General features: G+C 43.8%; 12 protein-coding genes. 6 read left to right on the forward strand and 6 right to left on the reverse strand.

Annotation, left to right across the window (positions count from 1 at the left end):
- Positions 1 to 271 precede the first annotated feature (271 nt).
- From FILTAD_RS02130 to FILTAD_RS02145, 4 genes are all read right to left on the reverse strand, one after another.
- Positions 272 to 1,636 carry a UDP-N-acetylmuramoyl-tripeptide--D-alanyl-D-alanine ligase gene (locus FILTAD_RS02130; protein ID WP_124068861.1) on the reverse strand — a complete coding sequence of 455 codons (1,365 nt, stop codon included), beginning with the start codon at positions 1,634 to 1,636 and terminating at the stop codon, positions 272 to 274.
- Between the two features lie 12 nt (positions 1,637 to 1,648).
- On the reverse strand, positions 1,649 to 2,716 hold the full coding sequence (locus FILTAD_RS02135) for a D-alanine--D-alanine ligase (RefSeq protein ID WP_124068862.1): 1,068 nt from the start codon (positions 2,714 to 2,716) through the stop codon (positions 1,649 to 1,651).
- Between the two features lie 83 nt (positions 2,717 to 2,799).
- Entirely contained in the window at positions 2,800 to 3,114 is a 315-nt protein-coding gene (locus FILTAD_RS02140) for a DMT family transporter (RefSeq protein ID WP_124068924.1), read from the reverse strand.
- Positions 3,114 to 3,446 carry a DMT family transporter gene (locus tag FILTAD_RS02145; protein ID WP_124068863.1) on the reverse strand — a complete coding sequence of 111 codons (333 nt, stop codon included), beginning with the start codon at positions 3,444 to 3,446 and terminating at the stop codon, positions 3,114 to 3,116. Before FILTAD_RS02145 ends, FILTAD_RS02140 begins: the two co-directional genes overlap by 1 nt.
- Positions 3,447 to 3,633: 187 nt before the next feature.
- Between FILTAD_RS02145 and FILTAD_RS02150 the strand changes: the two genes are divergently transcribed.
- On the forward strand, positions 3,634 to 4,815 hold the full coding sequence (locus FILTAD_RS02150) for an FtsW/RodA/SpoVE family cell cycle protein (RefSeq protein ID WP_124068864.1): 1,182 nt from the start codon (positions 3,634 to 3,636) through the stop codon (positions 4,813 to 4,815).
- A 202-nt stretch (positions 4,816 to 5,017) separates the two neighbouring features.
- Here the strand turns inward: FILTAD_RS02150 and FILTAD_RS15915 are convergent, their stop codons facing one another.
- Entirely contained in the window at positions 5,018 to 5,155 is a 138-nt protein-coding gene (locus tag FILTAD_RS15915; protein WP_203229623.1) for an Lmo0850 family protein, read from the reverse strand.
- Between the two features lie 267 nt (positions 5,156 to 5,422).
- Between FILTAD_RS15915 and FILTAD_RS02155 the strand changes: the two genes are divergently transcribed.
- The 4 genes from FILTAD_RS02155 (at position 5,423) to FILTAD_RS02170 (ending at position 10,050) form a co-directional block, all read left to right on the forward strand.
- Complete coding sequence (locus tag FILTAD_RS02155; protein ID WP_124068925.1) at positions 5,423 to 5,740, forward strand: metal-sensitive transcriptional regulator; 318 nt, start codon at positions 5,423 to 5,425, stop codon at positions 5,738 to 5,740.
- A gap of 13 nt (positions 5,741 to 5,753) precedes the next feature.
- Positions 5,754 to 5,966, forward strand: coding sequence for a copper chaperone CopZ (gene copZ, locus FILTAD_RS02160; RefSeq protein WP_124068865.1), 213 nt, complete (start codon positions 5,754 to 5,756; stop codon positions 5,964 to 5,966).
- 80 nt (positions 5,967 to 6,046) lie between these two features.
- On the forward strand, positions 6,047 to 8,449 hold the full coding sequence (locus FILTAD_RS02165; RefSeq protein WP_124068866.1) for a heavy metal translocating P-type ATPase: 2,403 nt from the start codon (positions 6,047 to 6,049) through the stop codon (positions 8,447 to 8,449).
- Positions 8,450 to 8,874: 425 nt separating this feature from the next.
- Positions 8,875 to 10,050 (forward strand): MFS transporter, encoded by a 1,176-nt coding sequence (locus FILTAD_RS02170; protein ID WP_124068867.1) that lies wholly within the window; start codon positions 8,875 to 8,877, stop codon positions 10,048 to 10,050.
- A 215-nt stretch (positions 10,051 to 10,265) separates the two neighbouring features.
- On the opposite strand, the gene FILTAD_RS15670 is transcribed toward FILTAD_RS02170, so the two are convergent.
- A complete protein-coding gene (locus FILTAD_RS15670) occupies positions 10,266 to 10,457 on the reverse strand; it encodes a hypothetical protein (RefSeq protein ID WP_148085377.1) in 192 nt (63 codons plus the stop codon).
- Positions 10,458 to 10,665: 208 nt separating this feature from the next.
- Between FILTAD_RS15670 and cls the strand changes: the two genes are divergently transcribed.
- Entirely contained in the window at positions 10,666 to 12,117 is a 1,452-nt protein-coding gene (cls, locus tag FILTAD_RS02175; protein ID WP_124068868.1) for a cardiolipin synthase, read from the forward strand.
- Positions 12,118 to 12,121: the final 4 nt, after the last annotated feature.

Consider the following 12,121-nt stretch of genomic DNA (forward strand, 5'->3'; position numbering starts at 1 on the left):
GCTATCATCGCTATAACAGATATGATGCTTCTAAACGTCCCATCTTATGAACGTCTTTTTCTGGGAACCGAGGGCTTTATAGAGAAACCCGACAAAGATGAACGACAAGACGCTTATGAACGCAGGCGTTGCGAGGAGTGGTGTGTGGGCCAATTTGTAACGCAGGTATGTTTATTTTAGCGGAAAGTCAAAACCATTATCGTCATCATTGTATCATCCATTGAAAAATCGACCGTGCTAACACGGTCGACTTCTTGCTTCATGCCTTGTATTAAAGTCCTTGGAGGATGCGTTCAAGCGCCATTCCCCTTGAACCTTTTAATAGAATAATCGAGTTCTTATCCGTATATTTATTAATTTCTTCAATAATTGGGTCGTATTCTTTTTCAGACCAGGTAAGTCGCGCACCGACGCCTTCTTTTTCCAGCTTTTCAAAGAGCCATTTCATACGCGGCCCGAAAAGGAGGATCCCTTTTAACTTCATTTGGACAAGCTGTTTTGCGAGCTCTTCATGGTAACGGCGTTCTTCAGCGCCTAATTCAAGCATGTCGCCTAGAACGACCCACTTTTCATCCCGAAGTGCCGTTTCTTCCATAAATTCGAGCGCCGCTCGCATTGATGTAGGTGCCGCATTGTAAGCGTCGTTTATGAATAATGCTTGGTTATCCGCGATAACCGGTTGCATACGCATATCTGTTAGTGATGCATTCAAAAGTGCAGAACGAATATCTCCATCAGTTACGGATACTTCATGTGCAATAAGGATGGCTGCAAGTGCATTTTTCACTTGATGCGCCCCGTAAACAGGAATTGTGAATTCTCCATTAAGCAATCCAGCCACATTAAAATGACTGCCTTCATCACCGGATTCTATTTCTTTTAATGATAAAGCGGCATTTTTTGAATAGCCGAATGAAATAGCTTCAACATCCGTATGTTGTCCAACAAGCTCAAGTAAATACGGTTCATCAGCATCGAAAAATAACTTTCCGCCCTTTTGTAGTCCATCGATAATTTCGAATTTCGCTTTCGCAATTCCAGCCCGTGAGCCAAGGTCCTGCATATGTGCTTCTCCGATATTCGTGATGACAACATAATCAGGTTTCGCCAGTGTTGACAAAAAAGAGATTTCGCCGAATCCGCTCATCCCCATTTCCAAAATCGCAAATTCCGTTTCTTCTTCAAGCGATAATATCGTCAATGGAAGGCCAAGCTCATTATTGAAGTTCCCCTCCGTTTTTTGAACGTTGAAATAAGGAGACAAAACGCTTGCTACTAAGTCTTTTGTAGATGTTTTACCGTTTGAACCTGTGATGCCGACCACTTTACAATCCAGCATATCACGGTAAGTACGCGCCATTTCTTGGAGGGCAACTTCAGCATCATCTACAAAGATGAGCGGGAGATGTGCCGGTGGATTCGGTTCGTCCTTAAGCCACAATGCTGCTGCCGCTCCTTGTTCGATTGCTTTCTCCACATATTTATGACCGTTTACTTGTTCGCCCCTGAACGGAATGAAAAGATTCCCTTTAGAAATAGTACGTGAATCGATTGAAACACCGTTCGCAATCACTCCAACCATATTTTGCCCATCCGTTTGTAGCCATGCAGCGATTTCCGTCAACTGTCGTTTCACTTTAAATCACACTCAATCCATCGTATATTGTAATCTTTGCTTTTCTTCATGACGTTCCATTGCAAGGCCAATTAGCTTTTCGATCAATTCGGGATACGCCACACCTGTTTTTTGCCAAAGCAATGGGAACATGCTTGTCGGTGTGAATCCCGGCATCGTATTCACTTCATTGATCAGAACTTCATTTTCTGCTGTAACAAAGAAGTCCGCGCGAACAAGACCGGAACAATCGAGCACTTTGTAAGCACGTATCGCAGTATCTTTCATCGTATCCAACACTTGCTGATTTACTTCAGCTGGTATAACGAGCGCTGTATTACCATCCGCGTATTTCGCTTCATAATCGTAGAATGCAGCTACGGGTTTTATCTCTCCCGCGACTGAACATGCAGGTTCATCATTACCCATAACGCCCATTTCGATTTCACGTGCATCTACACCTTGTTCGACGATAACTTTCCGGTCGAATTTCAATGCCATTTCCACAGCTTCGATTAAACTTTCACGATCCGTCGCTTTACTGATGCCAACACTGGAACCTAAATTCGCCGGCTTCACAAACACCGGCCAACCGAGCTCTTTTTCCATCTGTTCAACTAATCGCTCTTTCTCGGTCGCCCAACCGCTTCGGATGAAGTGGACGTACGGAACTTGTTTCAGACCCGCTTGTGCAAACAATTGCTTCATGACTACTTTATCCATCCCGGCTGATGATGCCAACACGCCATTTCCGACATATGGAATATTCATCACTTCAAATAGACCTTGTACGGTTCCGTCTTCTCCATTCGTCCCGTGAAGAAGCGGGAAAACAACGTCGAACTCTGCTGTTCCACCTTTGAGAAAATCATGGATACTGTCAGGTCTACTTCCGTCCTTTGCAAGGCGAAGTTCTTCAATTGTTTCCGCAGGTTTTTCGAGCGCCTCCCCTTTTCGCCATTCTCCGTCATACGTGATATAGACCGGAATCACCTCGTACTGATCAAAATTCACAGCCTGCGTTACTGCACGCGCAGTTGATAACGATACCTCATGTTCTGCCGACTTACCTCCATATATTAAACCTAACCGTTTTCTCATCATTTCCCCTCGCAATCCAATCATTTTCGTTACTTCAGTTTACCATGTCTAGGCGCCTTTCATGAATAAATTACGAGATTTAATCATCCAAAAAACTTCAACCCTGCAACACCTGCAATAATGAAGGTCAAAAATAAGAGCTTCAGTGCACTCCTCTTTTCATTAAAAAAAAACATTCCAATCAGTACACTGCCTGCCGCTCCGATTCCCGTCCAAATAGCGTAGCCTGTACCGACAGGCAAATCTCGTAGCGCGACAGATAATAGAAAGAAACTGAGTCCCCCGGACAAAACAGTAAGTGCTGTATATTTTTTGTTTCGAAATCCTTCTGACAATTTCATCGTCACAACGAACGCCACTTCAAAAACCCCTGCGATGACCAAGATAATCCACGCTATCATTCGGATTCCCCCTTTCCATCCGCAAGTTTAAGGCCGACAATACCAACAAGTAATAAAAGTAGAAAGAATAACTTCCCGGCTCCTGCACCCTCATCAAATAAAAGAATCCCGACGATAGCTGTCCCCGCCGCTCCAATGCCTGTGAAAATTGCATACGCCGTACCAATCGGTATTTCCACCATCGCTTTTGCGAACAGAAAAAAGCTGACGACGATAAAAACGATGGACACAGTCGACGGAACTAGAATAGTGAAACCATGGGCCTCTTTCAACCCAATCGCCCACACAATCTCCGAGATACCTGCGATAACTAAGTAAACCCATGCCACAATACTGATCCCTCTCGATCGGGATTATCATCCCTGAATTTCCTACAAGTCTAGCACGTCCGTGTTTGACCGGGCAACTTCGTTACAGACACATACGTCCAATAGGAGACTATGCATAAGTATTGTATTTACGTTATACTAGGGAATGCACAATTACATCATTAAACTTTGAGACAAAGGTGAATATATGAAAATAAAAAGTAAGCCCACAGAACGTTTTGACTGGACACTTGCATTCATCCTTCTTTTATTTTGCTTAATTAGCCTGTTTGCAATCGCTTCAGCCCAAACGACTGGGCAATATAAAGTGAATTTCGTACCCTCTCAAATTCAATGGTATATTGTCGGGTCAATCATCATTGCCATAACGATGTACCTGGAACCCGAACAATACAAAAAAGCCGCTTGGATTATATACGGAGGCGGGATATTTTTATTGGCTCTTTTGGAATTTCTTCCTGACTCTATGGCTCTTGTGGCGGAGAGAAACGGTGCGAAAAGTTGGTTCCATCTTCCCGGCGTGGGAAGTATCCAACCAGCTGAATTCATGAAAACATTTTTCATCATTGGTATGGCACGTATGATCACACAGCATCACGAGAAATTTGCTGACAAGACTTTGAAATCCGACTTTCTCCTACTAGGAAAAATTTTCGTTGTTTTCATGATTCCATGGACATTCATCATGCTTCAAACCGATCTCGGAACAGGCCTTGTTTTCATAGCCATTACAGCGGCTTTCATTATCATTGCTGGGATTACATGGCGTATTATTCTCCCCCTATTTGCAGGGGGGGCATCGATTGGAGCCGTTTTGCTATGGATGGCCCTTTATGCACAGGAATTTCTTCAAAAACAATTCGGTTTTAAAGCCTATCAATTTGAACGTATCTACTCTTGGCTTGATCCGTACTCGTATTCGTCTAATGAAGGCCGACATCTCATCACAGCGCTCAATGCGATTGGATCTGGTGAAATCTTCGGTAAAGGGTACAAAGGGCGTGAAGTGTATGTTGCTGAGAGTCATACGGATTTCATCTTCACGACAATTGGGGAAGATTGGGGTTTCATCGGCACTAGTGTAGTTATTTGTATGTATTTCTTTCTTATCTATCATTTGACGAAGATTACGCTTGAATTGAAAGATCCATTTAGTACGTATCTTTGTGCCGGCATCATCGCGATGCTCACGTTCCACGTTTTCGAGAACATTGGCATGACAATTCAGCTTCTCCCAATTACGGGGATCCCACTACCATTCATCAGTTATGGCGGAAGTTCGCTTATGGGGAATATGCTCGCAATCGGACTGGTGTTCAGTATGAAATTCCATCATAGGACGTATATGTTCAGTTCGGATGATGAATAAAAAGAAAAGCGCAAGCGCCTTGGTAGACCCGAAAAGCGCTGGAAGGCCTTAAGATAAAGGCGCTCTTTGCCTTTAACTTAAGGCCTGAAGCGACTCGAGGGGCTAGGCGCTGGAGCTAGACACTGCTCAGGTTGAAAAACTTATACTTTCTTATCTAACAAAAAAAGCGTTTGTCCATTAATAATGGGCAGACGCTTTTTTATTATGACTGTATTTGCGGGTCTTGTGCAGGCGGCGCAAGGGCTTTCAGCATTTCCAGACGGGATTTCGTCAGTGTAGCCGAAACACCCAACTTCGCCAAGTTGGAAATGATCCTTTTCAAATCAACTTCTCTTGCCATCTTTTCCACCTCGACCTTTCTAGTAGGTAATGACGTTTATGTGCATGTAAAGTTTCTTCGTTCAATCAGAATTTCACTCCATTTGCTTGTACATATAGTATACCACTCCTATCCACTTTTAAATCTTTCATTTCTGTTACAATTATGGCTCTTTTGTAAATGATCCATACGCCTTTATTGGAATAAGCAATTTAATTGACATACCCCATGCAGGTATCATACGATGATTATAGTAAAGGAGGCGGCGAATTGACAAAAGACTTGAAGATGGATGCGTTTCCGGAAGAGATACAGGTACAGCCCTGTCGCAAAAGCCACCACCCCGAAAGCGTTAAAACGAATTTGGTTCACCGATTGAACCGGATCGAAGGGCAAATTCGAGGCATTAAGGGAATGGTTGAGAAAGATGTCTATTGTGATGATATTATTACTCAGCTATCAGCGACTCAATCTGCGCTAAATAGCGTGGCAAAGGTACTGTTGGATGGTCATCTAAAAGGCTGCGTCAAAGACCGCCTCGCTGAAGGCGATGATGAAGTTTTAGATGAATTGCTTGTAACAATGGCGAAATTAATGAAAAAATAAGGGGGAAATTAAAATGGCAGAAAAAACAACATTGAACGTTTCAGGAATGACTTGCGGGCATTGCGTAAAAGCAGTTGAAAATAGCGTCGGTGCACTTGAAGGTGTCGAGAATGTGAAAGTAAATCTCGAATCAAACAGTGTAGAAATCGACTACCAAGCTGACACAGTCAATTTGACACAAATTACAGATACGATTGAAGATCAAGGATACGACGTACAACAATAAGAAATACAGACTGCGGGCAGCCGCAGTTCTTTTCGGATTACATTATACCCCTACAGGGTAAGTAAGGAGGCTTGATTTACATGAATGAAAAGAAAATGGACATCGCGATTACGGGAATGACCTGTGCCGCCTGTTCCAATCGTGTGGAAAAAGGATTACAACGAATGGAAGGGGTAACTTCTGCAACTGTCAACTTCGCAACAGAAAAAGCGATTGTGTCTTTTGATCACGAAAAAATTGACGTTCCCGCCATCCAAGAAAAAATCCGTTCACTTGGTTATGACGTCATTAAAGAGGAGGCCGATTTCCAAATCTCCGGCATGACATGCGCCGCCTGTTCCGCACGAATCGAGAAAGGATTATCTCGTATGGAAGGCGTCCATTCGGCGAATGTCAATCTTGCATTGGAAACCGGTAATGTGGAATTTGACCCATCTGTTCTGCAACCCAAAGATTTCATCTCAAAAATTAGAGCTTTAGGTTATGAAGCTGAATTGAAAGGAGATATTCCCGAAGGCCAAGAAGACCATAGACAGGTAGAAATCAGGAAAAAGACGCGATTGTTTTATATTTCTGCGGCTTTCTCCCTTCCACTTCTTTGGACGATGTTTTCCCATTTCTCGTTCACGTCGTGGATGTATGTACCAAACTTTCTCATGAATTCGTATGTACAATGGGCACTTGCTACTGTGGTTCAATTTGGAATTGGACGGATGTTTTACAAAGGCGCTTATTTTTCACTTCGCAATAAAAGCGCCAATATGGATGTCCTTGTGGCACTCGGGACATCTGCCGCCTACTTCTATTCAGTCTATCTCGTATTGAGCGGTTCTGCACACGGTCTTTATTTCGAAACGAGTGCGGTACTGATTACGCTTATCCTTCTCGGGAAAGTATTCGAAGCACGGGCTAAGGGACATTCATCCGATGCGATTAAGAAGTTGATGGGCTTGCAGCCGACGATGGCCGTTCTGGAGCGGGATGGTGTAGCGGTAGACATTCCGATAGCGGATGTAGAAGTCGGCAATATTCTCGTTATTCGTCCCGGCGCTTCCATTCCTGTCGATGCGGAAGTTATTTCAGGTACATCGGCTGTGAATGAGTCGATGTTGACAGGTGAAAGTTTACCTGTCGATAAAACGGAAGGTGATACGGTATTTGCAGCTACTGTTAACGCAAATGGTTCTTTACGGGTTCGTGCTAGCAATGTCGGAAAAGATACGGTACTTTCAAATATTATCCGCGTCGTGGAACAGGCACAAGGCTCGAAGGCACCGATTCAACGGCTTGCAGATCGGATTTCAGGTATATTCGTACCGATTGTCGTGGGTATTGCGATTGTTACATTCCTTGTTTGGTATTTCGTCGTTGCACCCGGTGAATTCGCGGTTGCATTGACGAGTACAATTGCAGTGCTTGTTATCGCTTGTCCATGTGCCCTTGGACTAGCAACGCCGACGTCGATTATGGCAGGTTCAGGGCGTGCGGCGGAACAAGGTATTTTATTCAAAACTGCGGAAGCGATGGAAAATACGAAAGCTATAGACACAGTTGTGTTGGATAAAACCGGGACAATTACGAAAGGCACACCTGAAGTAACGGATTTCCTTGTCGTAACCGGTTCTCCACGTGAACAATTGATAGCGATGGCAGCAGCGGCGGAAAGTGATTCTGAACATCCTGTCGCTAAGGCAATTACAGTTTATGGATTGGAATTGGTAAGTGAGTTGCCTGTAGTTAAGCATTTTGAAGCAATTCCCGGTTATGGCATCAAAAGCGTTATCGGTGCTTCAACAGTTTTCATGGGCACACGAAAATTGCTTGCAAACAATGAAATCACTCTGGATGCTACCATTTCAGATGCCAAAAAACTTGAAATTGACGGGAAAACCGTAATGTATATGGCAGTCTCCGGTTCACATGTAGCAACACTTGCAGTTGCAGACACGTTGAAAGATACATCGAAGCAAGCTGTTGCGGAACTTCATGCACTTGGGCTAGATGTCATTATGCTCACTGGCGATCAACAGCGTACCGCGGAGGCAATCGCGAAAGACGCGGGTATTGAGCATGTAGTAGCGGAGGTCCTTCCTGATAAGAAAGCGGAAGTCATCGCATCGTTACAAGCACAAGGAAAACGCGTCGCTATGGTTGGTGACGGTATTAATGACGCTCCTGCGCTCGCGGTTGCTGATATCGGAATGGCAATGGGAACGGGGACGGCCGTTGCAATGGAGGCGGCGGATGTTACGCTGATGCATGGCGATCTGTTAGGCGTTGCGGATACGATTAAAATGAGCCGAGTGACTGTACACAATATAAAACAAAACTTGTTTTGGGCACTCGCTTATAATTCCATTGGTATTCCGATTGCTGCAGCAGGGCTTCTTGCACCGTGGGTAGCTGGAGCCGCGATGGCATTTAGTTCGGTGTCCGTCGTGCTGAATGCATTGCGATTGCAGAGGGTTAAATTAAGAGATTGAAGATAGAGTAGCACTGCAGGCATTTCTGCGGTGCTTTTTCTTCGACTTTCTTTTGAAGAGAGGCTTATTGAATGGCGGAAATCTTGAAAGTGAGTGCCCGAGTGATAAGACTGACGGTTTTCTTCAAGGCCACCGAAAAAGCTCTTTCCTATAGTGAGAACTAGTTGATTGTAGTGGAGAGCGGCGACTCCTGCGGGAACAGCACGAGCTGAAGACCCCGGACTGATCTTAAGGAAGCCAACCTAAGTTCGCGGCGTCCTGCCGCAACGGTTGCATGACCTACATCCTGTAGGCCCAAGCCGTGCCCGCGGAAAGCGTCCGCTCGGAACGGAAATCAACGGGCTTGAATGTACATATTCTTTGTACGTTTAAGGAATGCAGAGTAGTATAAGAATATTGATAGTGGTAGAAAGTAGGTTTAATTTATGAAAAAAGCAATTCTTCTTCTCATGTCCGTGCAATTTTTCGTCTATCTAGGATTTGGTATTATTATTCCAATTTTACCTGAAGTAGTTTTGCAACAAGGTTTTTCCGAAGTACATGTGGGCGGTTTGCTGACAGTTTATGCTCTTGCATCGTTTTTCACCGCTCCACTCTGGGGAGCATTGTCAGATCGAACTGGAAGAAAGAAACTCATTTTGACTGGACTTATAGGATTCAGCCTTAGCTTTTTCTTGTTTGCGCTATTCATGGACAACTTGCCTCTTCTATATGTGTCGCGCATTGTTGGAGGAGTTTTTTCAGGTGCACTTTACACTGCAGTTACGGGATTTGTTGCGGATATGACTGATGAAGAAAATCGTAATAAATACATGGGTCTGCTAGGTATGTCGATTGGTCTTGGGTTCATTTTCGGTCCAGCTATTGGCGGTGTGCTTGGTCATTTCAGTTTGCAGGCGCCATTCATCGGATCGGGCATCTTGACATTACTTCTTCTCATTTATGCAAGCATCATTTTGAAAGAGCCTGAACGACGGGGCGAGGCGAATAAACGGGCCATCCTTCCAAAAGGCGGTGCAACTCTTTGGCAATACCGCATCCGAAATCTGTTCCTGATGTCATTCATGGTCACATTCGTTCTTGCAGGTCTCGAATCGACGTTTCAACTGTTTCAAATAGACAAGATTGAAATAACACCCCTACAACTGGGCTACTTATTTATGGCAAGCGGGTTTGTTGACGCGGCTATTCAAGGCGGTGTTGTGCGGCGCGTGAAAAATGGCTCTGAAACAAAATGGATTATCGGCGCACAAATCGTGACCGCAATAGGTCTACTTCTTATCCCATTCACCTCCAACCTTTTCTGGGCGGGATTCGCTTTAAGTGTATTCACCGGTGGTAATGCATTGGCACGTACGGTACTTGTTTCATTGACCTCGAAAGAAGCCGGCGGGAAATACGGTACAGCTGCCGGAATGACGTATTCGATGGACAATATGGGGCGCATTATCGGGCCACTCCTGTTCACATGGCTCTTCACACAAGAAGCTGGCAACATCTATTTCCTTTCCGCAACGCTTGCGGTGCTAAGTATTATTTTGATCATCCTTTTCGGAAAATCATCTAAATCGTTACGTAATTTGGAAGCTTCGGCTGAATAACGTAAAGACGTTTGAATTAGTTACAAGTTGAAGAAATCCGCAGAGGACATTGACATGTCTTCTGCGGATTTTTTTGTTTTTTGGGTGGTTGGGCGGTGTTTTTGAGCGGTGCGTTTTCCGCTTCATTGAGCGCGGCGGCATCTTGTTTGAGCGCGTATCCCACTTCATTGAGCGCGGCGGCATCTTCTTGAGCGCATATCCCACTTCATTGAGCGCTACGACAGCTTGTTTGAGCGCGTATCCCACTTCATTGAGCGCGGCGGCATCTTCTTGAGCGCGTATCCCGCTTCATTGAGCGCGGCAACAGCTTGTTTGAGCGCATATCCCACTTTATTGAGCGCTTCGCCGACTTGTTTGGGAAACGAAACCTTTTTCCGATGCATACCATAGAGTAGAGCAACAAGCAAAAGTAATCCTACGATGTTAAGAACTACTAGTAACGTGTCCGTCTTTAACTTTTCCTTTATTTGTAATTAGTAAGTACAAGGTTAGTATATGTTTATAATTCCTATTATCCAACTAGGTTTTAAAATTTAATTCCAGCGGCTTTATCTTCATTCTTCTTACTAATCCTGTATACTGTATAAAAGAATTCATTTATGTAGGAGGGCGATTATGACCCAATTAATTGGTATCTCTGTTACAGCTGTTCTCATTTTGAATATCTTTCTTGCGATTGCCCTGATTTTCCTTGAGCGTCGTGACCCTACCTCCACGTGGGCATGGTTACTTGTCTTGTTCTTTATCCCATTCTTCGGTTTCTTCATTTACCTATTACTTGGCAGACAACTTCGGAAAAAGCATCTCTTCCGCTGGGAAGGCCGGAACAAAATCGGGATTGAGCAACTCATCGACTATCAAATTGAAGCCATTGAAGACGATACACTTGAATTTCGCCACGATGACACAGCTGAATATAAGGATATGATTTACCTCCACCTTCGAAACAACCACGCTGTATTGACACAAGATAACGATGTTCAAGTTTTTAATGATGGCAAAGCTAAATTTGATTCTCTTATCCATGATCTTGAGTCGGCAAAAGATCATATCCACTTTCAATATTATATTTTGCGTCTTGATAATCTAGGGACTCGAATTTTGGAGGTATTGATTCGAAAAGCGAAGCAAGGGGTTAAAGTACGCGTTTTGTTTGATGATATCGGCTCCCGTGGTCTGTACAAGAGACATCTGCAAGCATTGGTTGATGAGGGTGGAGAAGTTGAAGCTTTTTTCCCTGCAATACTTCCACTCATTAACCCTCGACTTAACTATCGGAATCACAGAAAAATCGTTGTCATTGATGGTCGCATCGGGTATGTTGGCGGTTTCAACGTTGGGGATGAGTACCTTGGTTTAAATAGAAAGTTCGGTTACTGGCGTGATACGCATCTTCGTATTGAAGGTAGTGCGATCCACCCACTTCAAACAAGATTCATCTTAGATTGGAACCAAGCATCGGGCAATCAAGACATCGAGTACGCAGAGCACTTTTTCCCAGCTATTCCCCGCAAAGGATCAGTGGCTATGCAAATTGTCTCCAGTGGGCCCGACTCTGAGTGGGAACAAATTAAAGACGGCTATTTGAAAATGATTTTTCGGGCGAAAGAATATATCTATATTCAAACACCATATTTCATTCCAGATATCAGCTTTTTAGATGCACTTCGTATTGCCTGTCTTTCCGGTGTAGATGTACGAATTATGATTCCAAACAAACCAGATCATATGTTTGTTTACTGGGCTACTTATTCAAATGTTGGAAAGTTGTTAAAGGCTGGCGCACGCGTATATATTTACGAAAACGGTTTTCTGCACACGAAACAAATCGTTGTAGATGATGAAGTATCGACAGTCGGCACGGCCAATATCGATGTTCGAAGTTTTAAGTTGAATTTTGAAATTAACGCTTTCATCTACGATCGGGAAAAGTGCCACGAGCTAAAGGAATTATTCGAACAGGATATGCAATTATCTACCGAATTAACACTTGTAGCCTACGAAGATCGAAAACGTTTCATCAAGATGAAAGAATCCGTTTCAAGATTACTTTCACCTATTTTATGACAAA

It is taken from the genome of Filibacter tadaridae (assembly GCF_900609045.1).
In the GTDB taxonomy this organism is placed as follows: domain Bacteria; phylum Bacillota; class Bacilli; order Bacillales_A; family Planococcaceae; genus Sporosarcina; species Sporosarcina tadaridae.

Bases quoted from the DNA above. Each gene is read 5' to 3' on its own strand.
- copZ (WP_124068865.1), top strand. From the start codon at position 5,754: ATGGCAGAAAAAACAACATTGAACGTTTCAGGAATGACTTGCGGGCAT.
- FILTAD_RS02165 (WP_124068866.1), top strand. From the start codon at position 6,047: ATGAATGAAAAGAAAATGGACATCGCGATTACGGGAATGACCTGTGCC.
- FILTAD_RS02170 (WP_124068867.1), top strand. From the start codon at position 8,875: ATGAAAAAAGCAATTCTTCTTCTCATGTCCGTGCAATTTTTCGTCTAT.
- FILTAD_RS02135 (WP_124068862.1), bottom strand. From the start codon at position 2,716: ATGAGAAAACGGTTAGGTTTAATATATGGAGGTAAGTCGGCAGAACAT.
- FILTAD_RS02150 (WP_124068864.1), top strand. From the start codon at position 3,634: ATGAAAATAAAAAGTAAGCCCACAGAACGTTTTGACTGGACACTTGCA.
- cls (WP_124068868.1), top strand. From the start codon at position 10,666: ATGACCCAATTAATTGGTATCTCTGTTACAGCTGTTCTCATTTTGAAT.
- FILTAD_RS15915 (WP_203229623.1), bottom strand. From the start codon at position 5,155: ATGGCAAGAGAAGTTGATTTGAAAAGGATCATTTCCAACTTGGCGAAG.
- FILTAD_RS02155 (WP_124068925.1), top strand. From the start codon at position 5,423: ATGGATGCGTTTCCGGAAGAGATACAGGTACAGCCCTGTCGCAAAAGC.